The organism is Marinomonas gallaica (genome assembly GCF_001639745.1).
Classification (GTDB): Bacteria; Pseudomonadota; Gammaproteobacteria; order Pseudomonadales; family Marinomonadaceae; genus Marinomonas; species Marinomonas gallaica.
The window spans coordinates 359,249-385,938 of sequence record NZ_LTAX01000001.1; the positions used below are offsets into that span (position 1 = coordinate 359,249).

General features: G+C 44.0%; 25 protein-coding genes and 2 tRNA genes. 9 read left to right on the forward strand and 18 right to left on the reverse strand.

Annotated features, from left to right (window positions below; genetic code table 11):
* Window positions 1-81 precede the first annotated feature (81 nt).
* The 5 genes from dgcA to AYW76_RS01705 all read right to left on the reverse strand — a co-directional run bounded on the left by dgcA (window position 82) and on the right by AYW76_RS01705 (window position 5,017).
* The gene (dgcA, locus tag AYW76_RS01685) at window positions 82-2,145 is read right to left on the reverse strand and encodes a dimethylglycine demethylation protein DgcA (protein ID WP_067214956.1); all 2,064 of its coding nucleotides are present in this window, start codon (window positions 2,143-2,145) and stop codon (window positions 82-84) included.
* A gap of 52 nt (window positions 2,146-2,197) precedes the next feature.
* The gene (locus tag AYW76_RS01690) at window positions 2,198-2,743 is read right to left on the reverse strand and encodes a DUF5943 domain-containing protein (RefSeq protein WP_067214958.1); all 546 of its coding nucleotides are present in this window, start codon (window positions 2,741-2,743) and stop codon (window positions 2,198-2,200) included.
* Between the two features lie 146 nt (window positions 2,744-2,889).
* Window positions 2,890-3,867 (reverse strand): dipeptidase, encoded by a 978-nt coding sequence (locus AYW76_RS01695; protein ID WP_067034641.1) that lies wholly within the window; start codon window positions 3,865-3,867, stop codon window positions 2,890-2,892.
* Window positions 3,868-4,074: 207 nt separating this feature from the next.
* Window positions 4,075-4,302, reverse strand: a complete 228-nt coding sequence (locus AYW76_RS01700) for a hypothetical protein (protein WP_067214961.1) — start codon at window positions 4,300-4,302, stop codon at window positions 4,075-4,077.
* The gene (locus AYW76_RS01705; RefSeq protein WP_067214963.1) at window positions 4,280-5,017 is read right to left on the reverse strand and encodes a HAMP domain-containing protein; all 738 of its coding nucleotides are present in this window, start codon (window positions 5,015-5,017) and stop codon (window positions 4,280-4,282) included. Before AYW76_RS01705 ends, AYW76_RS01700 begins: the two co-directional genes overlap by 23 nt.
* Window positions 5,018-5,208: 191 nt before the next feature.
* Between AYW76_RS01705 and purB the strand changes: the two genes are divergently transcribed.
* From purB to AYW76_RS01720, 3 genes are all read left to right on the forward strand, one after another.
* Window positions 5,209-6,582: an adenylosuccinate lyase gene (gene purB / locus AYW76_RS01710; protein WP_067214966.1), complete on the forward strand. Its 1,374-nt coding sequence runs from the start codon at window positions 5,209-5,211 to the stop codon at window positions 6,580-6,582.
* Window positions 6,583-6,657: 75 nt separating this feature from the next.
* Window positions 6,658-7,854, forward strand: coding sequence for a cupin domain-containing protein (locus AYW76_RS01715; RefSeq protein ID WP_067214968.1), 1,197 nt, complete (start codon window positions 6,658-6,660; stop codon window positions 7,852-7,854).
* Window positions 7,855-7,857: 3 nt separating this feature from the next.
* Window positions 7,858-8,274 carry a GNAT family N-acetyltransferase gene (locus AYW76_RS01720; RefSeq protein ID WP_067096629.1) on the forward strand — a complete coding sequence of 139 codons (417 nt, stop codon included), beginning with the start codon at window positions 7,858-7,860 and terminating at the stop codon, window positions 8,272-8,274.
* 56 nt (window positions 8,275-8,330) lie between these two features.
* On the opposite strand, the gene AYW76_RS01725 is transcribed toward AYW76_RS01720, so the two are convergent.
* Window positions 8,331-8,951 carry an FKBP-type peptidyl-prolyl cis-trans isomerase gene (locus AYW76_RS01725; RefSeq protein ID WP_067214971.1) on the reverse strand — a complete coding sequence of 207 codons (621 nt, stop codon included), beginning with the start codon at window positions 8,949-8,951 and terminating at the stop codon, window positions 8,331-8,333.
* Window positions 8,952-9,331: 380 nt separating this feature from the next.
* On the opposite strand from AYW76_RS01725, the gene AYW76_RS01730 reads away from it, so the two are divergent.
* Together AYW76_RS01730 and AYW76_RS01735 are read left to right on the forward strand one after the other, a co-directional pair.
* Window positions 9,332-9,817, forward strand: coding sequence for a universal stress protein (locus AYW76_RS01730; protein WP_067034655.1), 486 nt, complete (start codon window positions 9,332-9,334; stop codon window positions 9,815-9,817).
* Between the two features lie 75 nt (window positions 9,818-9,892).
* Window positions 9,893-11,818, forward strand: coding sequence for a DNA topoisomerase III (locus AYW76_RS01735; RefSeq protein ID WP_067034664.1), 1,926 nt, complete (start codon window positions 9,893-9,895; stop codon window positions 11,816-11,818).
* On the opposite strand, the gene AYW76_RS01740 is transcribed toward AYW76_RS01735, so the two are convergent.
* From AYW76_RS01740 to exaC, 5 genes are all read right to left on the reverse strand, one after another.
* Complete coding sequence (locus AYW76_RS01740; protein ID WP_067214973.1) at window positions 11,815-12,435, reverse strand: LysE family translocator; 621 nt, start codon at window positions 12,433-12,435, stop codon at window positions 11,815-11,817. The genes AYW76_RS01735 and AYW76_RS01740 overlap by 4 nt on opposite strands.
* A gap of 101 nt (window positions 12,436-12,536) precedes the next feature.
* Window positions 12,537-13,325: a hypothetical protein gene (locus AYW76_RS01745; RefSeq protein WP_067034666.1), complete on the reverse strand. Its 789-nt coding sequence runs from the start codon at window positions 13,323-13,325 to the stop codon at window positions 12,537-12,539.
* A gap of 67 nt (window positions 13,326-13,392) precedes the next feature.
* A complete protein-coding gene (locus AYW76_RS01750; RefSeq protein WP_067034675.1) occupies window positions 13,393-14,091 on the reverse strand; it encodes a hypothetical protein in 699 nt (232 codons plus the stop codon).
* A gap of 101 nt (window positions 14,092-14,192) precedes the next feature.
* Window positions 14,193-15,761 carry an inorganic phosphate transporter gene (locus tag AYW76_RS01755; protein WP_067214976.1) on the reverse strand — a complete coding sequence of 523 codons (1,569 nt, stop codon included), beginning with the start codon at window positions 15,759-15,761 and terminating at the stop codon, window positions 14,193-14,195.
* A 365-nt stretch (window positions 15,762-16,126) separates the two neighbouring features.
* Window positions 16,127-17,644 carry an acetaldehyde dehydrogenase ExaC gene (exaC, locus tag AYW76_RS01760; RefSeq protein WP_067214978.1) on the reverse strand — a complete coding sequence of 506 codons (1,518 nt, stop codon included), beginning with the start codon at window positions 17,642-17,644 and terminating at the stop codon, window positions 16,127-16,129.
* 202 nt (window positions 17,645-17,846) lie between these two features.
* Between exaC and AYW76_RS01765 the strand changes: the two genes are divergently transcribed.
* Both AYW76_RS01765 and AYW76_RS01770 read left to right on the forward strand, forming a co-directional pair.
* Window positions 17,847-18,755: an AraC family transcriptional regulator gene (locus AYW76_RS01765; protein ID WP_067214981.1), complete on the forward strand. Its 909-nt coding sequence runs from the start codon at window positions 17,847-17,849 to the stop codon at window positions 18,753-18,755.
* A 113-nt stretch (window positions 18,756-18,868) separates the two neighbouring features.
* The gene (locus AYW76_RS01770; protein WP_067214983.1) at window positions 18,869-20,107 is read left to right on the forward strand and encodes an MFS transporter; all 1,239 of its coding nucleotides are present in this window, start codon (window positions 18,869-18,871) and stop codon (window positions 20,105-20,107) included.
* Between the two features lie 115 nt (window positions 20,108-20,222).
* Here AYW76_RS01770 and AYW76_RS01775 read toward each other — a convergent pair.
* Together AYW76_RS01775 and AYW76_RS01780 are read right to left on the reverse strand one after the other, a co-directional pair.
* Window positions 20,223-20,307: transfer RNA gene (locus AYW76_RS01775), tRNA-Leu, on the reverse strand.
* 163 nt (window positions 20,308-20,470) lie between these two features.
* A tRNA-Leu gene (locus AYW76_RS01780) sits at window positions 20,471-20,555 on the reverse strand.
* A gap of 191 nt (window positions 20,556-20,746) precedes the next feature.
* Between AYW76_RS01780 and AYW76_RS01785 the strand changes: the two genes are divergently transcribed.
* The gene (locus tag AYW76_RS01785; RefSeq protein WP_067214986.1) at window positions 20,747-21,631 is read left to right on the forward strand and encodes a carboxylate/amino acid/amine transporter; all 885 of its coding nucleotides are present in this window, start codon (window positions 20,747-20,749) and stop codon (window positions 21,629-21,631) included.
* A gap of 82 nt (window positions 21,632-21,713) precedes the next feature.
* Here the strand turns inward: AYW76_RS01785 and folE are convergent, their stop codons facing one another.
* Window positions 21,714-22,397 (reverse strand): GTP cyclohydrolase I FolE, encoded by a 684-nt coding sequence (gene folE / locus AYW76_RS01790; protein WP_067034698.1) that lies wholly within the window; start codon window positions 22,395-22,397, stop codon window positions 21,714-21,716.
* 47 nt (window positions 22,398-22,444) lie between these two features.
* The gene (locus tag AYW76_RS01795; protein ID WP_067214988.1) at window positions 22,445-22,792 is read right to left on the reverse strand and encodes an SDR family oxidoreductase; all 348 of its coding nucleotides are present in this window, start codon (window positions 22,790-22,792) and stop codon (window positions 22,445-22,447) included.
* Between the two features lie 198 nt (window positions 22,793-22,990).
* Between AYW76_RS01795 and AYW76_RS01800 the strand changes: the two genes are divergently transcribed.
* On the forward strand, window positions 22,991-23,887 hold the full coding sequence (locus tag AYW76_RS01800; RefSeq protein WP_156489004.1) for a dienelactone hydrolase family protein: 897 nt from the start codon (window positions 22,991-22,993) through the stop codon (window positions 23,885-23,887).
* A gap of 69 nt (window positions 23,888-23,956) precedes the next feature.
* Here the strand turns inward: AYW76_RS01800 and AYW76_RS01805 are convergent, their stop codons facing one another.
* From AYW76_RS01805 to AYW76_RS01815, 3 genes are all read right to left on the reverse strand, one after another.
* The gene (locus tag AYW76_RS01805; RefSeq protein ID WP_067214993.1) at window positions 23,957-25,036 is read right to left on the reverse strand and encodes an MJ1255/VC2487 family glycosyltransferase; all 1,080 of its coding nucleotides are present in this window, start codon (window positions 25,034-25,036) and stop codon (window positions 23,957-23,959) included.
* Complete coding sequence (locus tag AYW76_RS01810) at window positions 25,033-25,548, reverse strand: phosphatase PAP2 family protein (RefSeq protein ID WP_067214996.1); 516 nt, start codon at window positions 25,546-25,548, stop codon at window positions 25,033-25,035. The genes AYW76_RS01805 and AYW76_RS01810 overlap by 4 nt, the downstream gene beginning before the upstream one ends.
* 147 nt (window positions 25,549-25,695) lie before the next feature.
* Window positions 25,696-26,655 (reverse strand): phospholipase A, encoded by a 960-nt coding sequence (locus tag AYW76_RS01815; RefSeq protein ID WP_231872524.1) that lies wholly within the window; start codon window positions 26,653-26,655, stop codon window positions 25,696-25,698.
* Window positions 26,656-26,690 lie beyond the last annotated feature (35 nt).

Consider the following 26,690-nt stretch of genomic DNA (forward strand, 5'->3'; position numbering starts at 1 on the left):
CCTCATATAGCAATAAAGAGGCGGCCGCATTGCCGCCTCTTGGGTTCGGTTTTGTTGGTTTAGTTTTGAATGGCTAAACGATTATAGATCTTTACATAGACGTAGAGCATCGTACATTGCAGCGTGAGTGTTACGTTGAGATACGCAATCCCCTAGACGCCACAAGATCATGCCATCACCACTTTCAGAAAGTACTGGCTGTGGTTTGATGTCGAACATTGCTTCAACATCAAGCTGACCTTTGTTACGAGACTCTTCTTTCAGTTCGTAGTAAAGCTCTTCGTTTGGACGAGTGCCGTTTTCAATAACTACTTGGTCTACAACACGCTCTTCATGCTGACCTGTGTACTCGTTTTCAAGCACCGCTACTAGGTTGTCACCTTCACGGTAAACTTTCTCTAGTAGGAAGTCAGACGTCATGACGACTTCTTTCTCGTATAGAGAGCGGTAGTAAGTTGGGAACGTTGTACCACCGATACCAACACCAGGTTTAATATCGTCAGTAACGATTTCAACCAATGAACCTTTAGAAGATAGGTAGTCAGCTGCTGACAAGCCTGAGAATTCACAGATTGTATCGTAGATAAGAACATTCTTACCTGGTTCAACTTTACCGTTTAGGATATCCCAGCTCGATACACATAAACCCTCTTCCGCACCCCATGCTGGGTTTTGCTCCATGTATGGGCGGCCACCTGTCGCCATGACACACACGTCCGGCTTCAGATCACGAATCATCTGAGCATCGGCAGTGACACCAGTGCGAACATCAACACCTAGGCGATCAAGCTCCATCACCAACCAACGTGTGATACCAGCAATTTGGTCACGCTGAGGCGCTTTAGATGCGATCGTAATCTGACCACCTAACTCATCAGCACGCTCTAAAAGCGTAACTTTGTGCCCACGTTCTGCTGCAACACGCGCTGCTTCCATACCACCAGGGCCACCACCAACAACCACTACGTTGCGGATAGGTCCTTCAGTCTTCTCAATAATATGAGGCAAGCCCATGTATTCACGAGAGGTCGCCGCGTTTTGGATACATAGAACATCAAGACCTTGATACTGACGGTCGATACAGTAGTTTGCACCCACACATTGACGAATCTGATCAACTTGGTCGTTTTTGATTTTCGCGATCAAGTGCGGGTCAGCAATGTGTGCACGTGTCATACCAACAAAGTCAACATAACCCGCTTCAACGATACGTTTTGCCTGGTTTGGATCTTTGATGTTCTGTGCGTGAATAACCGGAACACTGACTACTTCTTTGATGCCTGCTGCCAAGTGTAGGAATGGCTCTGGCGGGTAGCTCATGTTTGGAATTACGTTCGCTAGCGTGTTGTGTGTATCACAACCAGAACCAACAACGCCAAAGTAGTCAATTAGACCTGTGTCGTCGTAGTACTTAGCAATTTGTTTCATGTCGTCGTGGTTTAGACCATCAGGATGGAACTCGTCACCTGTGATACGCATACCTACAACAAAGTCTGGACCTACTTCAGCACGAACCGCTTTAGCAACTTCAAGACCAAATTTCATACGACCTTCGAAAGAACCACCCCATTCGTCAGTACGTTTGTTTACACGAGGAGACCAGAATTGGTCAACCATGTGTTGGTGTACCGCAGACAGCTCCACACCGTCAAGGCCACCTTCTTTCGCACGACGTGCCGCTTGTGCGAAGTCGCCAATAACACGCCAAATTTCTTCTACTTCAATTGTTTTACATGTCGCACGGTGAACCGGCTCACGAATACCAGAAGGAGACATAAGGTTAGGCCAGTTTTCACCGTCCCAACGAGAACGACGACCCATGTGAGAAATCTGGATCATGATCTTACCGCCGTGCTTGTGCACTGCATCAGCAAGATTCTGGAAATGAGGGATAATACGATCTGTCGATAAATTGACAGAGCTCCACCAGCTTTGTGGGCTGTCAATGGATACAACACTTGATCCACCACAGATACACAAACCACAACCGCCTTTCGCTTTTTCTTCGTAGTACTTAACATAGCGATCGGTAGTCATACCACCGTCGGTTGCATAAACCTCTGCGTGAGCCGTACTGACAATACGGTTACGAATGGTTAATTTATTGATATTCAGTGGCTGAAACAGCGCATCAAACTGGGACATAGTGGAACCCCGCCTTTTTTAAACGATAGACTGACAATTAATATAATAATAATTAAAGCGGTGTTACTTCGAAGTAACCCACATCACAACCTTCTTCGGCTGCACATTGCGTTTGCTCTGCTTTAGTGCGAACAGATAGACCTTGCGCTTCCGCGATTTGGTCAAGCGCACCCGCAAACCAACCAGTAAACATGTAATCGATTTTACGATTGACTTTTTTACCGTGAATTTTTTCGTAGTGGTAAACAAAAGCTGAATTTTCTAAACGTACTTTTGCTGTACCTTTTTGGATATCTAACTCTTCAGTAATGAAGAAGCCCCAACCGCGTTGAGAAAGGCGTTTTAGGTAGTGATGCCAAACATCAGCACCAGACAGACCGTGACACTCAGCTTCTTGCTCACACCAGAAATAAGCTGATTTATAGCCAGCTTTGTAAAGAATCTCAGCGTAACGTTCTGCGCCGATTTCATCTTCGATACCCATGTGGTTGTTTACAAAGAAGTGACGTGGAACGTAAAGCATTGGCAACGCATCTGTTGTCCATACACCTGTTTCATCATTTACTTCGATTGGCATTTCTGGAGCATGTACACCCATTTTTACACCTCAATTCTTATTGTAAGCTGGAACCGCATCGCGACTCCTAAAACTCTATTAAAACAAAGTTGAAGCCGATGAACTTTGCAGTTATCGACTTCCTTTGATCGCTATAAGCCGTTTTTCGGCATAAACGTAAAAAAAAACTACTCGCCCCATACTTCAGCAAGCAGGTTCACCCAGTTTTCGCCCATAATCTTCAGCACTTGGCTTTCCGTAAAACCATGACGAAGAAGCGCTTCAGTCAAATTAGGGAATTCACCAACAGTACGAATGCCTTTCGGGTTAATGATCTCTCCGAAGCGAGTAAGACGACGTGCGTAACCCTTATCATGAGTTAGGTATTCAAAGAAATCTTCGCCGTGACCTTGAGTGAAGTCTGTACCAATACCGATCGCGTCTTCGCCAACGATGTTGTAAACGTATTGAATCGCTTCAACATAATCATCAATCGTGGCATTAACGCCTGCTCGTAGGAATGGTGTAAACATAGTGACACCAACAAAACCACCATTATCAGCGATGAATTTCAACTCTTCATCGGAGCGGTTACGTGGATGTTCTTTTAGACCTGATGGTAGGCAATGAGAGTATGCAACAGGCTTTTTAGACTCAAGAATTACTTCTTTTGCTGTATTTGGCCCCACGTGAGATAAGTCACACAACACGCCAACGCGGTTCATTTCTGCCACGATTTCACGACCAAACCCCGACAAACCACCGTCACGCTCGTAACAGCCTGTGCCCACTAAGTTTTGGGTGTTGTAACACATCTGTGTGATACCCACGCCTAGGTCTTTTAAAATTTGAACGTAACCAATTTGATCTTCGTAAGGATGCGCATTTTGGAAGCCCATAATAACGCCAGTTTTGCCTTCTGCCTTGGCACGATGAATGTCTTTTGTGGTACGAACTTTCGTAAGTAGATCGTTGTTTTCATCGATCATCTTATTCATGTCAGCGATGTTTTGCACAGCACCTTCAAAGTTTTCCCAGAACGACATTGTAAAGTTTGCCGCAGTCAGTTTACCTTTGGCCATGTCTTCAAATAACTCGCGATTCCAATTCGCACAAATCAAGCCATCGATCACAATAGCCTTATCATGTAATTCTGCTGCATTCATCGTTCTTTTCCTTCTATATCGAATATAGGATCAAGTGGAAGCAATACCTTCCGATTGGGTCAGTTTATGACTTACCCTAAAACTATTAGTGGCTGTAAGCGACTTTAGCGATACCAAAACCGACCTACACTACGGCACAAGCCAAGCAGGAATGATATAAACAAAGGGCGCACTGTTGCGCCCTTAGAAATGATAGTAGAAATATGCTTAAACGCGATATGAAGAAACCAAACCACTCAATTCTGAGGCTTGTTTCTGAACCTTTTTGCTTGCCTGATTCGTCTGAGCTGCATTAACACTGGTTGTCGCCGCCTCATCACGAATCATACGAATACGAACATCAATTGTTTCAGCAGAAGCCGCTTGCTGCTCCATCGCTGCCGCTATTTCAGTTGCTTTGGCAGACATATTACTAATTGAAGCTTTTCGCAACATCCGCCAATTCGTCATCCCCTTTTTCATCCAACCTTACCGTCAGATCACGCGCCCCTTGAGCAATATCATGCAGCGATGCTTCTAGCTTTTTAATATCGGGTAACGTTTTCTGACGTAAGACAAATAATGCAGCAACAATCAGAATCGCGGACAACAAACTGCTGATCAGAGCCACCCGTTCGGTTTGCTCTATATTGCTAATGGATAATACCGAGCTAACTTTTAAACATGTCGCAATCTCATTTGCCAGCACATTAAGAGAATCTGAAAGTTCAACCGAAGCGTCATCAAGGCCGCCAGCTCCTTTCATAAGAATATTACCTGCTTCAGTGCCATTATTTATATACGCCATCGCCATCTGGAAACCCGAGTTATAAAGCGCATCAAGCTGTTTTTTAAGATCAGCGACCGTAGCGGTGTACTCAGGTAAATATACCGTCAATCTGTCTAGACTCTGCTTTGCCCCTTTTAAGCTTTGTTGCGCCTCTGGCAGTGCGTCATCACCTCGGGTCGCCCCCATATCCGTTAAAAACTGCTGCACCTGAACCGTGTAATAACGAGCATCTTTCATAGCGCTCATCGCATTAGCTAGCCCAAACTCTTCGCGAATGGATTCTTGATTACTACTTAAACCATACTCTGTGACCGCATACAGTGCCGTCAAAATAAAAATCACACCGCCGATCACTAACCCATACAGACGATTAATTGTCATAACTACCCCAATAAACTAGCTTCAATAAACATAATTCCATACTAAGAAAAATCTTTTTTAATATAAAAAACTTTAATGTAGTTATTTGGCTAAATCATATTATTCCAATTACAAACCGTTAACGTAGCACCAAGATGCCCTTTCCCTTATAATGGCCTTTCCCTGAAAACCATGTTCGAGGCGTTAACTCAATGCAATTAACCAGCTTAAATGCGATTTCTCCGATCGACGGGCGTTATGGCTCAAAAACCAATGCTCTGCGTCGCTCTGTAAGCGAATACGGCTTACTTCGTATGCGTGTAATCGTAGAAGTTCGTTGGCTACAAGCACTTGCTGCTCATTCTGAAATTGTGGAAGTGCCAGCGCTTAGCGCTGAAGCAAACACTATCCTTGATGACTTGGCGGCTAACTTCTCAGAAGCCGATGCACAATCTATCAAAGATATCGAGAAAACGACTAACCACGATGTAAAAGCGGTTGAGTATTTCATTAAAGATAAGATTGCTGGTAACGCCGAGCTGGCTGCTGTTTCTGAATTCGTTCACTTTGCGTGTACTTCTGAAGACATCAACAACTTGTCACATGCATTGATGCTTAATGAAGCATTGGCTGAAGCCATCCTGCCTGAGATGAAAGCCGTGCTTTCTTCTATTGAAACGCTCGCGATCGAACATGCCGATCAATCTATCCTATCACGTACACACGGCCAAACGGCTTCGCCAAGTACTGTTGGTAAAGAAATGGCAAACGTTGCTGCTCGTCTACGTCGCCAAATCAAGCAAGTAGAAGCAGTTGAGTTTCTTGGTAAAATCAACGGTGCCGTAGGTAACTACAATGCTCACTTTTCTGCGTACCCTCAAGTAGACTGGCAGGCACACGCGGAAAAGTTTGTAACATCCCTTGGTTTAACGTGGAACCCGTACACAACTCAGATCGAGCCACATGATTACATTGCTGAGCTGTACGATGCTATCTGTCGTTTTAACACCATCCTGATCGACTTCGACCGTGACGTTTGGGGTTATATTTCTCTTGGCTACTTTAAACAGAAAACCATCGCCGGAGAAATTGGCTCGTCTACCATGCCACATAAAGTTAACCCTATCGACTTCGAAAACTCGGAAGGCAACTTGGGTATCGCAAATGCTATCATGGGCCATCTGAGCGCTAAACTGCCTATCTCTCGCTGGCAGCGTGACCTAACGGATTCGACTGTTTTACGTAATCTAGGTGTTGGTTTAGCGCACAGCCTGATTGCTTACCAAGCCTCTTTGAAAGGCATCAGCAAGCTTGAAATCAATGCAAAGCGCCTTAATGAAGACCTAAATTCTTCATGGGAAGTGTTAGCTGAACCTATTCAAACCGTTATGCGTCGCTACGGCATAGAATCTCCTTACGAGAAACTAAAAGAGTTAACGCGAGGTCAAACGATCAACCAAGAAATTATGCAAGAGTTTGTTGATAAGCTTGAACTTCCAGAACAAGCAAAAGAAGAGCTAAAAGCTCTAACGCCTTCAAACTACATTGGTAATGCTGTTGCTCAAGCGAAAGCTATCCGCGACTAACCTCGGCCAATAACTGTTTTTCTTATATACAAAGAGCCGCTCTTATGACGGCTCTTTTTTTTGATGAGAACCCATATGAATATCGATACGCCATTAAGCATACTCGCAGGCATCAGCGCCAAAACATTCTACCAAGACTATTGGCAAAAGAAGCCTCTATTAATTCGTGGTGGAGCAAAAGACGTAGAACTACCGATAAGCGCCGATGAGCTTGCAGGTCTTGCTATGGAAGAAGAGGTGGAATCGCGTATTGTTATTGAACACGGTGAAACACCTTGGCAGCTTCTACAAGGCCCATTCGAGGAAGAAGATTTTACCTCCCTACCAGAAAAAGAATGGACACTTTTAGTACAAGCCGTCGACCATTGGGTCCCTGAAGTTCAGGCATTAAGAGAACGGTTCAACTTCTTACCGAGCTGGCGGGTCGATGACATAATGGTAAGCTATGCAACTGAAGGAGGCAGTGTTGGGCCTCATTACGATCAATATGACGTATTTTTAGTGCAAATGGCCGGTAAACGCCGTTGGCAAGTTCTGTCACCAGAGCAATACCAAGACAGCGCCTTACAAAACTCTCAGCTTCACATTTTAGATAATTTCACTCCTGACTCGACTCAAGACTATGAACTCGAAGCGGGTGATATTTTATATCTCCCACCCAACTTTGCTCACAACGGCCGCGCCTTAGACAATGAATGTATGACGTTTTCTGTTGGCTTTCGTGCGCCCTCCACTCAAGCAGCCTTACAAGGCATTACCGACAAACTTTGTGAAGAAGTAAATGAAAAGAATCGTTTCTCTGCCCCTGAGCCATTGGAACGCGATCACCATGCCGAGATTCAAGCAAGTGACATTGAACATTTAAAGCAAAAACTCCATGAGTTGATTGATTCACCAGAGCTTTTAGCTAGCTGGTTAGCTGAATCCATGAGTGAGTTAAAATACCCAGAATACAGCGTACAATTAAATGACGAAGAACTCTCTGAAACTTACCAACAGGCACTAAATGGCGATACTTTCATTCGACCTGGCGATGCTCGGATCTGCTATTTTCTATCTGAAGATAAGCAATCATGCTCTTTATTCTGCAATGGCAATTCTATTGTTGTCGACGTAGAACTTGTACCTTTTATTCAAGCCATTTGCGATCAAGAAGAATTTGATTTCAGTGGACTAAAAATTGAGCAACATGCTCAATTACCGGATACATTGAGGTTTATACTTCAACATCAAGTAATCATTGCATTGCCGCACGAAGACGAGGACGCATAAAACATGAAAGTTTTAACGTCAGACTGGAACAGCAGTAAAGCTCAGCTTATGTTTGTTCGTCGTCAGGTTTTTATTTTAGAACTTGGCGTGGATGAACAGGATGAATGGGATGAACAAGATACTGACGCAGTGCACTTTGTGGCATTTGGCACAACTGCGGTCCCCATTGGTGTATGCCGCTTAACAGAAGACGGGCAAATTGGTCGACTCGCGGTACTACCTAATTATCGCCAGCAGGGTAATGGCACTTTACTGCTTAGAAAAGCGTTGCAAGTTGCACGTGAAATGAACCTTAAAGACCTCTATTTACATGCCATGGTGGATGTTCAGACATTTTACCATGCGCATGGGTTTGAAACGGATGGGCGAATATTCATGGAAGCAGGCAAACCACACGTCAAAATGGTTCGAGCACTCTAATTCTGCTTAACTACGCATAAAAAAATAGGAGCTAAAAGCTCCTATTTTTATCATTTTTAGATGATAGCGATTAGCTCAACATCAAATACTAATGTAGCGTGAGGCGGGATAACCGCACCCGCGCCTTGCGCACCATAGCCAAGTTCAGCAGGAATAGCGAAACGGTATTTAGCACCTTCTTTCATCAGCTGTAGACCTTCCGTCCAACCAGCGATAACGCCAGCTAATGGGAATTCAATTGGCTCACCGCGCTGGATTGAGCTATCGAACACCTGCCCATCGACCAAGCGACCTTCGTAATGTACACGAACAGTCGAAGACGCTACAGGTTGGTTACCAGTTCCCTCTTCAATGACTTCGTACTGAAGACCAGAAGCGGTTACCTGAACACCTTCACGCGTTTTATTTTGTTCAAGGAAAGCTTCGCCCGCTGCCACAGTTTCCGCCGCAGCTGCTTTTGATTTTTCTTCCATTGTCGCTTGAAGCTCAGCAAATGCGGCTTCTAGTTGCTCAGCTGGAACAGCCATTGGCTGGTCATTTAAAGCATCTTTAATCGCAGCAAATAGGTGATCTAGGGAAAGCTCGCCTAGATCACTACCACGAAGTTGATCACCGATCTGACGACCGATACCGTAAGCAATTTTCGCTTCATTTGTGTCAAAAGACAGTTCAGACATGATGTTATCTCTTTGGTGTCGTTAAAAATTCGCGCAAAGGATAACATAACCAATTAACGTTGCCGACTATCGGCAACAAACAAGCTATAGACACCATTAATGATATCAATTATCATTTTCACAAATTCCACTGTAGGACAAAATCATGAGAAACTTGGTTGCTATTATACTAGTTCCAACAAAATCTCAACAAAGATGGAGCACGTTCCTATTTGTTGGTGCGATTTTAACCATTACAGCCTTTGGTTTTATTTTTGACGGATATCAAGACAGCGCTAACCAAAGCAATCTACTTTAAGGCAACGCAAATTTGATTTGCGTCACGTCACCTTAATATGGAAGGATTAGACTTAGTAATCATCCTGATGAGGAGAAAAGTGATGTTACAGAAAATCCGTACGATTCTATTTGCTTGTGATTTAGAGCCAAAAACTAACCAAGCTATGGAGATGGCTTTGAATATGGCAATTGCTAATCAAGCAGAAATCGTTCTAATGCATGCCATAGAGCCCGTTAGTGCTCAAGCTGCCAATATGATCAACAATTACATCTCAGATGTAACCATCAAAGAAATGCGCGAAGAAGCTGATCGTTCTACCTTGGAACGAATGCAAACCTACTTAGGTCAGTTTATGGAAGCGTACGCAGAAGAAATGAAAGAGCTGCCAGCTTTCCCTAGACTTGAATTAGCACACGGTGCGCCAGCAGAAGTCATTGAAGCGACCGCCGAAAAAGTAGGCGCTGACTTAATCATTATGAATAGCCGTACACATAGCCGCATTGGCCAAATGGTTATCGGGTCAACCGCAAATAAAGTAGTTCATCACAGCCGTGTACCTGTTATGGTTGTACCAATCATCAATTAAGAAGCACTCTTAATATAGACTTGGGCACGCAAAGTACTGTATAAATAACCATAAATATACAAAATTTGTGTGTCCATGATCCTTTATATTGCCGAAAAACCCAGTCTTGCAAGAGCGATTGCGAGCGCCCTACCTACTCCACAAAAAAAGCATGATGGCTATATTCTGCTTCCCAATGGGGACTGTGTCACTTGGTGCATTGGACACTTGCTAGAACTCGCCGAACCACATGACTATGGCCCACAATATAAGCAATGGAATCTAGATCACCTACCAATAGTGCCTGCCGAGTGGCAATGGAAAGCAAAGAGCAATACCAAGAAACAGCTATCCGTAGTTAAAAAGCTAATAAAAGAAGCCAAGCAAATCGTACATGCTGGCGACCCCGATCGTGAAGGACAATTACTGGTAGATGAAGTATTGCATTTCGCTAAAGTACCGAAGCGAAAGCTTGAACAAACTCAACGCTTGTTGATCAACGATTTAACCGTCGCTGCCGTAAAAAAAGCCTTAAATACACTACGATCCAACCAAGAGTTTGCCGCACTTTCTCGTTCAGCTTTAGCGCGTTCTCGAGCAGATTGGCTATACGGCATTAATCTAACTCGAGCCTATACAGTGAAAGGCCGTCAAGCAGGCTACAACGGGGTACTATCTGTTGGCCGTGTGCAAACACCTATTTTGGGGCTCGTTGTACAACGCGACAAAGAACGTGAGAATTTTGTCTCGAAAGCTTTTTACCAAGTCATCGCTCATTTAGAAACGAACACACTCCCCTTTCAGGCCAAATGGCAGCCTAGTGAAGCCTGTGCCCCCTATCAAGACGAAGAAGGGCGTGTCTTGAGTCGCCCTTTGGCTGAAAATGTAGCCAAAAGAATCACTAACAAACCAGGGCACGTAAAACAATACGATAAGAAGCCAAAGCAGCAATCAGCACCGCTTCCCTATAATTTATCGGCCTTGCAGATCGACGCAGCGAAAGCCTTTTCAATGACCGCACAAAAAGTCCTTGATGTTTGCCAAGCACTTTATGAGCGCCATCAAATGATTACCTACCCGCGTTCAGATTGCCGCTATTTACCAACCGAACAGTTCAAACAAGCGAAGACAATTATTGATCAGTTAAAGACGTTAGCCCTTCCCTTCTCTGCAGCGGCACAAGAAGCGAACCCTGCTACACGTAGTAAAGCCTGGAATGACAAACAAGTGGGTGCCCATCACGCCATTATCCCAACCTCCCAAACGGGTTCATTTAGTAAACTGAACAATGATGAGCAGAAAGTCTTTGAACTGATCGCACGCCAATATCTTATCCAGTTTATGCCAGTCCACAAATACTTGGCGACCAAGATTCTAATTGAGATTGAAGGTGGGAACTTTGTTGCGCAAGGTATCACGGTTACAGAATTAGGCTGGAAACACCTAATGCCCAAGTCCAAAAAGGAAGACACTGAACTACCTATATTGGTCGTAGGGCAACAAATACACTGCCAAAAAGGCGAAGTTCTCGACAAGGAAACCACACCGCCAGAGGCTTTCACCGATGCAACACTGCTTGCAGCAATGACTGGGATCAGCCGCTTTGTCAGCGATAAAGAAATCAAAGCCATCTTGAAAGAAACGGATGGACTCGGAACAGAAGCCACGCGCGCGGGTATTTTAGAACTACTTTTTAAACGGAGCTTTTTGACCCGTCAGGGGAAGCAAATACATGCGACGCCAACCGGACGAGCTTTAATTGAGGCATTACCGAACAGTACAACCGTACCTGACATGACAGCAAAATGGGAATCCATGCTAAATGACATTAGTCTGAATAAGCAGAGCTACCAATCCTTCATGCACGAACTGGATCAAGCGCTACGTAATCTAATACACAGCGCCCGAGAAGGCTCTATGAGCCAATTTGCCTCATTACCCAAAACAAGCAGCACACCTAAAAAGAAACGCACCTACACTCGTAAGAGTAAACGCTCTAGTAAAGCGAAACCCACAACCTAGCCAAGTGCCAGCCAGATCCCGACACCGACCATCAACGTACCTGCGATACGGTTCATTATTCGAACATTACCACTCTGCATTAACAGAGTACGCATTGTGCGACCACCCGATGCGTAAATCAGCAGGCATGCAAACTCTAAAGTCAGGATAATTGCGACAAGACTAACAAGTTGTTGCGCTAACGGCTGCTCGGGAATGAGAAAAGGCGGTAATAAAGCAACAAAAAATGCCCACCCTTTAGGATTAGCAATGGCCGTTATAAACCCCTGAGACATTAATTCAAACGCGCTTGCTGGACGCCCACTATCACCATCAGCCTTGATCGCCATTTTCCCTCGTGACAACCACATTAAAACACCAATGTAGGCTAAATAAGCTCCACCAACATATTTAAAAATGATAAAGATAGTCGGGTAATTTAGTAAAAGCGCTGCGACACCTATAGACGACAAGGTGGCCACTAAGCCAACTCCAGCTAACTCGCCTACCATCATCCATAAAGAACGCTTAACACCAATGGTCATTCCCAACGTCATAGCAAGTGTCATACACATACCAGGCGTGATAGAAACAAAGAAAAAAGTTGGAACAAATACCGACAAAAGAGCGAAGTTCATTGCAGCTTACCGAATTAGATTAATAACCGCATTTAAATTGCCAGAAGCCATACGAATTGACAACATCTAGCCAGTGAAAATAATCGCAAAGCTGTTTGCTTTTAGAAGTGCTTCTTACGTTTAAATTCACCGTCTTCCATGAATTTTTGCCATTCATCATCAAGACCTTCTTCCGCCTCACTGTCCTCCAGCGTTGAAGCTTCCATTTCGGCTTCACGCTGCTGCAGAGCTAAATCATCTTGAATCTCTTGGATTATTTCCTGATATTTAGTGATTAGCTCAATCGCTTCAGTTTTCTCTTCAATGGGTCTTAACTGATTGATCGCCTCATTGTACTCACTGATCGCGTCTTCCATTTTATGAGTAAGAAAAAACTGCCTAGCCAAGTAAGAGTGATGATCTGCATTGATTTTGTAGCGAAACCAATGAAGTAATTCATCGTATCGCGCAAAGCTATCCTCATCAATTTGCTTAGCCGTTTTTGCCGTCTGCAAATAGCCATGGAATGATTCAAACAGACGCTTCATTTCCATTATTTGAATTTCGTCAACAACCGGTTTCGCTCGACGCTTCTCTTTACTGCTTTGGAACTGCTGCATCTCCTCATGAAGAAAACGTCGACGTCGTGATAAAGGCTCATCAGGCTGAACAGCCAATAGCTCGTCGCAAATAGCAATCATACGAGCGTACAACCATAAACGCATATCTTTTGGTTGATACTGAGCGGGCAACTCATCTAAATAGCGGCGCACTTGACGCAACTGATTGTTAAGCAGCGCGACTTTACGCAACCGCTCAATCCGAGCCTGTTCTTTTAATTGTAGATAAATAGCAAACGCAATAAAGCCACCGATTACCATCAACAGTAGCGTTACGATAATTGCAGTCATATTTTCGTTTTCCGAAGCGCTAATACGTTATTGTTATATCAACCAATCTTCCCCAATAAAAAAGGGCTTAACTGGCTGTAGAATTGTTTCCAAATAGTTCTGTTTCAATCCGCTGGATAGTGTTTTGCAGTTTTTTGAGCACCGGGTCTGCCTGCTCAAATGTCGCTACTTTTTCCATCTCAGCAAGTGCTAAACGAAGTTTTTCAAGCGCACTGGCTTTTTTATCAAGTTCCAAACTTGCTTGGGCTTCTTTCACAAGCAAATCATGATGCGCTAAGCAATACGAGAAACGAATCTGTGCCACTTGGTCCTTTGCCGTTGCTTTATCAACTAAATCACTATTAACCAGCCCTCTTAATAACAGCGGTACAGATTGCAACCCTTGTTGCACGTGAGACAACTGAACATGTGTCTGCACTTTGTCATTAATGGACGCCTGCTGACCTAGCTTGAGTTCTTCTAAAAGCTGCAGATACCCAGGCAATGCACTTTCTAAGTCTACTACCAGTTTATGTCGGCCAAGTAAGTGAATACTTGAAATTAAGTATTCCAACAAGACAACTTTCGTTGTCAGAGGTAAATAGCGATCAGGTAATACATTCAATAAGTCTGCAACACGGTAGCTACGCTTACTGAGCTGTTCTAGTTCGCGTTGCTGCTTCTCTTGGCGCTCTTTATAGAGTCTCAACAGCGATATAATCAGTATCGCCAATAGCAATACCACTGTCACGATAATTATAATTGTTACGATAAAGCTGCCCGACACGAGATCACCATGAAGATTAGAAAAGTCTAAACTCTAAGCATATAAAAAAACCGACCATTATGCATGATCGGTTTTTAAAGTATTCAAAACTAAGATGAGGTTTACGCGACTGAGAAACCTAGCAACGCATAGAAAATAATCGCTGATAGTATCCCTGAAGCAGGAACAGTAATAACCCATGCCGCAGCAATACGTATCAGTGCAGAGCGCTTCACTAACTCTTTCTTAGTTGCTTTCTTAAGACTCTTACGCTCATCACGTGAGATTGGCGCAGCGCTACGAAGAGACTTGACTTCACGTAAAATCGCACGTTTTTCCGCCACATCCGCTAACTTAAATCGCTCAACGAATGCCTGCGTTTCATCTTCACCAAGGCCTGAGCTAGTCGAGTGTTTCTCTATTTGAGCCAATTTTTTCTCGTAAGAAAGCTTCAAATATTCGCGCAAGAAGCCAACACCAAAGATACCACCGACCGCAATGTGCGTAGAGCTCACTGGTAAGCCAAGCTGAGAAGCGATAATTACCGTAATTGCAGCGGCCATTGCCACACAGAAAGCTCGAGTCTTATCCAGCTCTGTGATCTCTGAACCCACAGTACGAATAAGCTTAGGGCCAAACAATGCTAAACCAATGGCAATACCCAAACCACCTGTCAACATAACCCACAGCGGAATAGACGCTTTAGCAGAAACACCACCATGCATTAGAGCATCATTGATTGCAGCCAACGGTCCAATTGCGTTTGCAACGTCGTTGGCGCCGTGAGCAAAACTCAATAGTGCAGCAGAAACAATCAATGGAATAGTAAATAAGCTATTGACCGCGTCTTTATCATTCTTAAGTGCATTTGCTGCACGGTCGACTGCAGGGCGAACAATAAAGTAGACGGTTAACGCCAGACCTAAGCCTATCAATAAAGCCGTAACAATATCCAGATTCCAGATCTTCTTGAGACCTTTCATTGCTAGATACGTTGAAAAAGCCCATACCATTAGAGCAACCAAAAATGGCACGACTTTTTTAGCCGCTTCTATCCTGTCACTCTTGTACATGACGGATCGTTTAATATAGATCAAAAAAGACGCAGCGATAATGCCACCCAATGCAGGTGAAATCACCCAACTAGCAACAATCGCGCCCACTTTATCCCAGTTGGCGATATCCCAACCACCGGCGGCAATACCCGCTCCCATAACACCACCCACAATCGAGTGAGTCGTTGAGACTGGCGCACCTAAATACGTTGCCAAGTTCAACCAAATTGCGCCAGCCAATAAAGCAGCCATCATAACCCAGATAAATGTTTCTACATCTGCAATCGCATTAGGGTTAATAATGCCTTTTTTAATGGTCCCAACAACACTACCGCCAGCAACAATTGCCCCCGCCGCTTCAAATACTGCTGCAATTAGAATCGCTCCAACCATAGACAAAGCTTTAGAGCCTACTGCAGGGCCAACGTTGTTCGCTACGTCATTGGCACCGATATTTAACGCCATATAAGCGCCAAAAGCGGATGCAATAGCTAAGATAGAAATGTTTGAGATGCCCTCTCCATGCGTATACGCATAGTAGCCAGACAAAACAACGAACGCTAGAGCGATCAAAATCCGAACGATATCACCGCCACGGGTAGTCTTTGAGCTTGTGCCGTAATCTGTAAGATCCATAAAAAGATACTTCTTAAAAAATTAAACGACGCTGGTTGGCGAATCTTCACCTAGCCGCTCTTTTCCTAGAGGGCCCAAACCAGCCTTTCAAATTAATCCGTCAAAATTCATTAAACTGAAACGCGCGTCATTCTACACTTAGAACATTTTTATAAAAACCCAATAGAGCCTGAATCATGATTTAAGTAAGAGGTTTTTTGGCGCACATTTCATTTCGGTTGCATTTATATGACTTTAATGTGACAGCAATGTTACAACCAATACCATTCTGAATATTTTATTAAATTTAGGCAAAAAAAAGCCCCAAAAGGGGCTAAAAAGTTAGAATTGGGGGGCCAATTCTCAGGGTAAAAAGTAACTGGGACTTAGAAGAAGCCCATTGGGTTAATATCGTAGCTTACTAACATATTCTTAGTTTGCTGATAGTGATCAAGCATCATTTTGTGGTTTTCTCGACCAACACCGGATTTTTTGTAACCACCAAATGCTGCATGTGCTGGGTATTGGTGGTAGCAGTTCATCCACACTCGGCCGGACTGAATACCGCGCCCCATGCGATAAGCGCGATTGGTGTCACGGGTCCATACGCCAGCACCCAGACCAAACTCAGTATCGTTGGCTATCGCTAACGCTTCAGCTTCATCTTTAAAGGTAGTCACGGATACAACAGGACCGAAAATTTCTTCTTGGAAGACACGCATGTCATTGGTGCCTTTGAGCAGTGTTGGCTTAATGTAAAATCCATCATTGAAACCCTCAACCACTTCTTGATCACCACCAACAAGTACCTCAGCCCCCTCATCGCGGCCAATTTTTAGGTAACTTAAGATCTTTTCAAACTGCTCTTGTGACGCTTGAGCCCCCACCATGGTGTCAGTATCCAGTGGGTTCCCACGTTTAATCTTTTCAATGCGGTCTATGACAAGCTTAATAAAATCATCGTACATATCTTCTTGGATCAACAAACGCGACGGACAGGTACATACTTCACCTTGGTTAAAGAACGCCAATACGGCACCTTCAACACATTTGCTAACAAACTCGTCTTCAGCGTCCATGATGTCGCTAAAGTAGACATTAGGTGATTTTCCGCCTAACTCAACAGTGGATGGTATAATGTTTTCAGCGGCACATTTTAGGATGTGTGAGCCTACGGGGGTAGAACCAGTGAAGGCAATTTTGGCGATTCGTTTACTGGTTGCCAACGCTTGTCCGGCCTCTGCGCCGTAGCCGTTGACTATGTTGAGCACGCCAGCGGGTAACAAGTCACTAATCAATTCAGCTAATACTAAAATAGAAGCAGGTGTTTGTTCGGCAGGTTTTAGCACAACACAGTTACCCGCAGCGAGCGCTGGCGCTAATTTCCATGCTGCCATGAGCAAAGGGAAGTTCCACGGGATAATCTGACCCACAACACCTAGTGGTTCGTGAAAGTGGTAGGCGACGGTGTTCTCGTCGATTTCACCGATGGAGCCTTCTTGAGCACGAATAGCCCCCGCGAAATAGCGGAAGTGATCCGCTGCAAGTGGTACATCTGCAGCTAAGGTTTCTCGGACTGACTTCCCATTATCCCAAGTGTCTGCGACTGCCAAAACTTCTAAATTTGCTTCAATGCGATCAGCGATTTTTAACAGCACTAATGAACGCGCTTGAACCGATGTTTTACCCCAAGCCTCTTTTGCAGCATGCGCTGCATCAAGTGCAAGGTTAATATCTTCTTCGGTAGATCGAGGAATACGACAGAATGGTTTACCATCGACAGGGCTGACGTTGTCAAAGTATTCACCTTTAACTGGGGCTACCCATTCGCCACCGATAAAGTTTTCATACTGCTCATTAAAGCTAACAACGCTGCCTTCAGAACCTGGTTTTGCATAGATCATACTGTTTACTCCGGTTATTGTTGTTTTCAGTAATTCAATTACTATGCATTCAATGTAGACCTATGTTTTGGAAGTTTCTTGTCTGACAGTCTAAAAAACTTGTCTAGCAGTCCATAAACGTTGACCGTACTCTATAATTTAGGTTAATCATTAAACAACCCTTACTCAGCACTACCATCAAACAACAATTAAAGAGGTGTGTATGACTCATCAAATTGCGAGCCTTGGGACGCTGCGACAGCCCACAAAGCTTGTAGAAAACCGCGTTTGTTTTGCTGGCCCACACGCCGAACTCAGCATCTATGATACTTATGAACAAGCAGAGCGAGTTAGCTTGAAATCGGATTCACTACTCTATTGCGGCATGGTCACTGGCGCCAAAGTAATGCATACCAAAAGTGAAGAAAACATTCCCTTTCTACCGCATGAATCCTTTATTCTCGCACCTAAAGAAGAAGTCTTTATCGATTTTCCGGAAGCGTCACTAGATCGACCCACAACCTGCTTAACCGTTGAAATATCTCAAGAGCGCATTGCACAAATATGCGATCGCATGAATGATGTGACTAACATGAATGGATTGTCGCTAATCAATCCAAATAAACCACTGCACGCACTACACACACAAGGCACGCAACAGGTACTGGATCGCCTAGTAAGCGACTTTGTACAAAATGACCCTGACCGCGATTTGTTGGTCGATTTTGGGGTCAGCGAACTGGTCACTCGTATTTTGCGTCATCATGGCCGTGAAGCCTTACTACAATTCACTAAGCTAATGCCCGATGCCAACGGCTTAACAAATGCGTTAAGCTTTATTGAATCAAACTTAGCTATGCCGTTGGACATTGATCAGTTAAGTAAGCTCTCCTGTATGAGCCGAAGCCGCTTTTATCAAGAATTCAAACGTCACCTTGGGTGCACGCCTAACGAATATCAGCATCAACGGCGCATGAGCGTTGCCTTGGAGTTTTTAAAACAAAAACGTTCTGTAACAGAGGTCAGTATGGAGCTAGGCTATCAAAGTTTGAGCCACTTCAGTCGTCGCTTCCATCAACATTTCGGTGTATCGCCACGCCAAATCCAGAGTCAACTCAACCTGCAACACTAGCCCCTCTTTTATAGTGATTATAAGGGAGTATCCAAAAGCTCCCTTCGTTTTCCCTGACGTTAGTTGATACTATTAACTTCATTCTACTGTTTATGGTGATATAAGGGATCTCCATGCCATCCTTACCTGATTCGCTGCTCAGCCAGCCTAATTTTGTACATTTTTGGACTGGGCAAATCGCCTCTTCTTTCGCATTTCAGATGCTTGCTGTCGGCATTGGCTGGCAAGTCTACGATTTAACCAGTAGTGCGATGGCACTTGGTTTAGTAGGGCTATTTCAATTTTTACCACAGCTTATGCTGACGCTTGTGGTTGGACATATAGCAGATCGATATAACCGTCGTCTTATCTGTGTTTGTACTCGTTTAGCCATGGCTGCAACCGTTGGCATATTGGCCTACGGAAACATATCAGACACAGTATCAGCAAACATGATCTATACCTGCGCGGTTATGCTAGGCACTGCGCGTGCTTTTGAAATGCCTGCAGGACAAGCTATTTTACCTAACCTTGTCCCCCCAGAACTACTTTCTAAAGCCGTAAGCGCTATCGCTTCAGCCCGCGAAATATCCGTGATTGCAGGGCCTGCTTTAGGTGGTGTCATCTATTTACTGGGCGCACCTACACTCTATTTTACTAGCATGGCTTGTTTTTTAGTGTCTTGCTGTATTTTGTTTTTCTTACATTACAACTATGTATCCAAAGGAAAACAGCCCGTGAACCTGCATCATTTATTTGGTGGATTACGCTATATTAAAAATAACAAACTGATTCTTGGATCCGTATCTCTGGACATGTTTGCGGTGTTATTGGGCGGCGCAACAGCCCTACTCCCTATTGTCGCAAAAGACATTTTGCAAACGGGTCCTTGGGGGCTTGGCTTACTACGTTGTGCGCCAGCAGTGGGCGCACTATTAATGTCTGTCTATTTGGCTCGACATCCTTTAACCCACAGTGTTGGAAAAATCATGTACGCCGCCATCGCCCTATTTGGCTTAGCCACCATTGTATTTGGGTTATCGGAACATTTACTTCTATCTATGTCAGCACTGTTTGTATTGGGCGCCTCAGATATGATCAGCGTAGTCATTCGCTCAACCTTAGTTCAATTGGAAACACCGGATGATATGCGAGGACGAGTCAGTGCCGCCAATTCAATCTTCATTGGCAGCTCAAATCAGCTTGGGGAATTTGAATCGGGTGCAACGGCGGCGTTATTTGGCACTGTACCAGCCATTGTGCTTGGAGGCTTTGGCACGATCGCTGTAGTCGGTATATGGGTGTACTTATTTCCCAGCCTATTCCACCGCAACGCTCTAGAGAATGATAATGAACCCACAAAACCAGCATAGAGATCATATATCGGCGTATTGACTAAGATGAGCGCAATATTCACACAAAATGTATAGGTGGGCATAAATTTCAGGCAACAAAAAGCCGATCTAAATAGATCGGCTTTTTTAAATTTGGTGCGGAAGGAGAGACTCGAACTCTCACGCCGTGAAGCACTGGAACCTAAATCCAGCGTGTCTACCAATTCCACCACTCCCGCAAGGAATGAGGCGTATTATAGGGATACGCATTTTAAGGTCAAGTATTTTTTAGCGCTTTTATAAAAAAAGCGACTCGACTTAATATAAATAAATGCTTTATGTATCAACCATTTATTTTAGGCAATAAAAAAGCCGATCTATTTAGATCGGCTTTTTTAAATTTGGTGCGGAAGGAGAGACTCGAACTCTCACGCCGTGAAGCACTGGAACCTAAATCCAGCGTGTCTACCAATTCCACCACTCCCGCAAGGAATGTGGCGTATTATAGAGAAACGCTTATACAGGTCAAGCTTTTTATTTCATTCTTTAACCACTAAGCGTCAAACCTCTAAACAGACTGTATAAAATACATTAGTAAACCACACTTTACTGATAAGTTTACTGACAATTTCACGTGTCGTCTTTATAATGCCCGCGTCAATTTCGGAGAGTTATCTTATGTGGATCTTATTGGCCATGACTGGCCTATGGGCATTTTCATTCAGCCTGATCGGTGTTTATCTTGCGGGGCAAGTAGATGCTTGGTTTTCTGTTTTAATGCGCATAACACTTGCCATGCTCGTATTCTTGCCTTTCATTAAGCTTCGCCAAACCCCTAAGCCACTGGCTTTGAAACTTATGGCGATAGGTGCTTGCCAGCTAGGCGTAATGTATGGCCTGTATTACCAATCATTCTTGCATCTTTCGGTGCCAGAGGTGCTTCTATTTACGGTGATGACACCTATTTATATCGCTTTGATCAACGATATTCTCGAGCGCCGCTTTCACCCCACTTACATTATCAGCGCCATCATTGCTGTCGCCGGAGCCATCAGTATCCGCTATCAAGGCATTGATGAAGGCTTTATCCAAGGTTTCTTACTCGTTCAGGGCGCTAACCTATGTTTTGGTTTAGGACAGGTTGCGTACAAACGTCTTATGGCGAATACCAAAACAGAGCTTCCACAATTAACGCTGTTTGGATGGTTTTTTATTGGCGCATTTATTGTTGTTGTACCGTGCTTCTTATTACTCGGTAATACCGATAAGCTACCAACTACAAACCTTCAATGGGGGATTTTAGTGTATCTCGGTGTGATCGCATCAGGAGTAGGCTATTTCGCTTGGAACAAAGGCGCCACGTTGGTCAACGTAGGCGCCCTAGCGGTTGCAAACAACTTGCTGATACCTGCGGGAATCTTAGTAAACGTTTTGTTTTGGAATCGTGATGCCGATATCGTTCGTTTAGCCATTGGCGGCGGCATCATTCTGTTCGCACTTTATCTCAACGAGTGGTTTATCAAAAAAAACGAACGAGCAAAGCTAACCACCGCTAAGGCGTAAGCTAGGGTTTAGATCAGCTCAGTACATTAAAAAAGGGAATCGAATGATTCCCTTTTTTAATGTACTGAGCGCATCGAATGATTTAATTCGCTAGAAATTCACTACGCGTTTTATCGCTACGTTTGAACAGACCACCTAAGGCCGTAGTTTGAGTCGATGAGCTGGCATCCATCACGCCACGCGCTTTGACACAATAATGCGTTGCGTTAATGCTAACCGCCACATTGTCTGTTTCAAGCAATGCTTGCAAAGTCACCAGAATCTGTTGAGTAAGTCGCTCTTGTACCTGTGGACGCTGACCAAAGAAACGCACGATTCGGTTGATCTTTGATAAACCAATGATTTTGTTCTTCGGTAAATACGCCACTTTTGCTAAGCCATCGATGGTGACAAAATGATGCTCGCAAGTACTGGTAAACGAGATATCACTAACCTTAACCATCTCGTCCACTTTCATTTTATTTTCAATGACAGTGATTTTTGGAAATTGGCCGTAATCAAGCCCAGAGAAAATCTCTTTCACATACATTTTTGCGATTCGGTGCGGAGTCTCTGACAGACTATCATCCGTTAGATCCAAGCCTAATGTGTAGACAACATCTTCAAACGCAGATTTGATACGCTGATACTTTTCTTCTGTTGTAAACCCGTTGTCTATCATTGGCGTTTCAAGGCCATGCTTGATGAGCGCATCACGAACACGACTCGCTTCTTCGGAAAGCGCAATAGTGCTAACTTTATTGGTTTCTGCCATTGCAGTTGTCATATCAATACCTTGTCTCGCTAATTCGTTGATTCATGATGCCTAGAGCGTCATAGCTTGCTTAGTAAAGCCAAATGACGACCTCCGCCAAAAGCCAATGTACGCTTGGTCATGTAACGACTACTTAGGAGGTATTGTACCGCTGCAACCCCTTCCTGTTCACCTGATTCTAGGCATAATAACGATTTTTTTAATGCTTTCTGCTGATATTCCTTATTGTCGCCTTCCTGAAACATCAAAAGTGATGGTGCAATTGCATTAACTTTTACATTGGTTGCCAACTGGCGAGAGAAGGATAAACTTAAATTAGCTAGGCGCGCTTTGCTAGCAGCGCACGCAATATGCTTATCACTGCCTTTTCCCGCCACATAGTCGGTTAAATATATATATTTGCTCATTCTGCCATTTTGGCAGCGTTAATGAGTAAATTCCTGCTATAACGCACTTATTACGATTGCGTAATACTTTTAAGCTTCAATCATACATCAAGCCATTTTTTTCATTTGATAACGCAATCAAATTTAGGTTGATTCGCAAAAGTAGTCTAACTTTTATAGATCCTTAACCCATGCCTACTCTTAACGATGGAGCGCACTATGAGTTCACAAGAAAAGCTACCTAGCATCCCCCAAGCGGCATTTGATTGGTATGACGAGTACGCTCACGGTGATATCGACCGCCGTACTTTTATTCGCCGTTTATCAACGCTAGGCGCAGCAGGAATTACAGCATCGGCAGTATCAGCTGCTTTACTACCGAATTACGCTTTAGCAGAACAAGTCTCATTTAATGACCCACAGATTTCAGCTCGTTATGTTGAAATTGATGCACCCAATGGACATGGCAAAGCGCGCGGCTATCTAGTAACCCCCGTTGGTGTAAGCAACGATAACCCAGCCCCAGGCGTCATTGTGGTCCATGAAAATCGGGGCTTAAATCCCTACATAGAGGACGTCGCTAGACGTCTTGCTAAAGACGGATTCGTCGCCTTCGCACCTGATGCGTTGTTTCCATTGGGAGGCTATCCAGGCAATGATGATGAAGGCCGAGCAATGCAAAAGACCTTGGACCGAGACAAGATTCTAGGAGATTTCAGTGATGCGGCCACGTACCTTAAATCATCTTCCATCACGACCAATAAACTTGGCATTGTTGGTTTTTGCTTTGGGGGTTATGTTTCCAACCAATTAGCCGCTTCTTGGCCTAATATGATTGATGCTGCTGTCCCATTTTACGGCACACCGCCAACGACTGACTTACAAAATTTAAAAGGCCCTCTCTTGCTACACTTCGCCGAACTCGATCAACGGGTCAATGCAACATGGCCCGATTACGAAAGTGCTTTAAAAACCATGGGAGTGGATTATCAGGCGCATATGTACGAACGGGTTAATCATGGTTTTCATAATGATTCCACTGCTCGCTACGATGAAGACAGCGCCGAACTGGCATGGCAGCGCACTGTCGATTTTTTCAAGCTTCAACTAACCTAACAACCCTCATCTAGAAATAACAAAGGCCTTTTTGGAAGGCCTTTGTTTATGACGCATCGCTCACAATTATTATATTGCTGCAGGCATGATGTCATTTTTGCAAAAATACACGCCATTACTTGGCAGAACATGCTGCCACATCGCCGTACTCAGTTCTTCGATCGGCGTTTTTGCGCCAGCAGCGACCCACTCAGCAATACCACGAGCAACATTCGGGTAGGCAACTCTGACGACTTTGGCATTATCAAGCCAATCACGAATCACATCTGACGATAAAGCACTCGTCGAACTCGCAAACCTTAAACGCTCCAATGCTACGACATTAGACAGTTGCTCCACCTGACCTTGTAAGGGTTTCACCATAATTCGTCGCCCCAAATGCAGCGCTTCAGAGTTTAATTCAAATCCTGCGTTGCAAAGTACAGATTCACATTCTCTTAAGTTTTTCTGGAATCCCTCTCGGCTAAAGGGAAAGACTTCGATATTTCCGTAAACACCTGGATCAATGTCTTTGCAATGCATTCTGAAACGGTGTGACGTGACACTTTCCAAGCACTCCATAACCTCTTCACTGTTTTCAAACGGTAGATATACCAATACGTTATTGTCTGCAGCAGAGTTCATCGAATATTGACTAGAATGCTGAATAATAGGCGGCAAAATAGGCTTATCAAAATGATGCCAATGTACCCCGATACCTTGCGCTACTGGTGCAAAATTGGACATTACCCAGGCACCAAGCACATCCCCTTTAAACTTAGGAATATCATGTTGAAAGGCATATTGATGACCAACACCAATACAGTGTTTGCCTTGTCGCTTGGCCGCCCACGCAGTAATCGGCTCAAAATCCGTTAGGACAAGATCATAAGAGGACAAGTCTAATGCACGAATATCGCGAAATAATTGAACTATCTGAGCTTTTCGATACGTTGCCAACAAGTTCACCTTGCCATCTTTAGCAACAAACGATAATCCACTAAACGCACGAAACTCACCAAAACATTGCATATCAAAATAGTCACTTCTATCTCTTCCTGAAAAGACATAATCCACTTTGATACCGAGTCGCTCGAACTCAACACTCATTGCTCGGGCACGGGTAATGTGACCATTTCCGGTGCCCTGTACCCCATATAGAATTTTCATGCTAAAGCCTCAAATGTCACCATGGCACATGTCGTTCCCAACAAAGCCCCCATTGCCGTATCCGTTGGAAAGTGCACGCCTAAAAAGATTCGAGACATAGCCACCATGGCAGACCAGCTGTAAAAGCTCATATAAAATTCAGGAACCCATTCACTCAAGCAGTACGCCATAAAAAAGGCACCTGAAGTATGTCCGGATGGAAAGGAAAATTGATCAGAAGGACGGATAAAGCTCGTAAAATCATCCAGAATGTCGGCGGGACGGTTTCGTTTAAAACTCTTTTTCAGAAGCAGATACAGTATGCGCTCAATTGTGAAACCTACAGCAACGATCAGAGCACATTGAGAATACCCCATAGACCACATTGAGAAGGCTAATAAGACGTACAAAGGCCCATCAGCAGACATTGAAACAACACGACTTGCTCGTGTCATAATTTGGCGATGCTTACGTGCCATCAGCCAATAAAACGTCGAAACGTCCATGTTGTGAATGCTGTTCAGTATGTTCATAACCCCCCCGCCTCTACACGTCTTCTATACTTACAACATAGAAAGTTTGGGTGTCATTTTCGTGGCAGGAGGATGATGCTTTTATGACAAAAAAACGCTCCCGAAGGAGCGTGTAATACAAATATGATGTTCTACTTATTAAAACAACTATAACCAGTTCGACAACATAATTCCTAAACCAAATGAGCGCGTGTAGTTATCATAGTCTAATAATGACTGCCCATACCCTTCGAAATATTGCGCGTAACCGCGCGCCTTGCCCCACATTGGAAAACTCACGCCCAGCTGCACTGCTCCACGATTGTCGGAGAAATTAAGATTGTTGCGCAGTACCAAATCGTATGTCACATCATTGTCCACATGCACAATGGTCAACTCGCCATTTCCCATGTAGTCATCAATATCCGGGTTGTCATCGTCCTCATCGGATTCAGGAATGCGATACCAAGGTTTGAACGACACAACAGTGTTATTACGTTCAAATATAAAATCCGCGTACACTCGATTCCATGATCTAGACAGAGGATCAGCACGACCATTAGATTGATGATTGATGCCGTAATTAATGTGTTTTAGCTCAGTCCCCCAAAAAGAAAAATTGGGCTCCGTGGTAATGAAGGCCTCCGGTTCGTAATTTGTATCTCGAAATGGGGCAGATATTTCACTATTGTAGGCTTGCCAATAAGACTGCTGCGTGTAAGCAAACCACAGTTTAGAGTTTCGACCCAGTACCCCTTTTGCAACCGGAAATTTAAAACTCAATTGGAACTTAAACTCTACATCCTGTAATTCATTGGACTCAATACTGTTATATGTGTCGCGATCCCCTGTCTTTTGTGTGTAATAAACAGGCAGAAAATAATTAGGACGGTGAGGCGTTAAAACAAAAGGTTCATTAGAGGTTCTTTCTTCTCGCTGAACACGCTGCTCAATCATGCCATTGGCTTTTCTAGCGCGCTCAGCAATTGGCTCAGGCACATCAGGTTCCATCGATGATTTCGTTTTTTGCGTTGTACTAGAATCGTCTATTGACGGTTGATCTACAGCCCAAGCACTAGAGAAAACCCCTAAGCTGATTAAGAGCATACTTACCTTTCGCCAATTCATGACCTGATCCTGCCTATTGAAATGTTTATTTAATA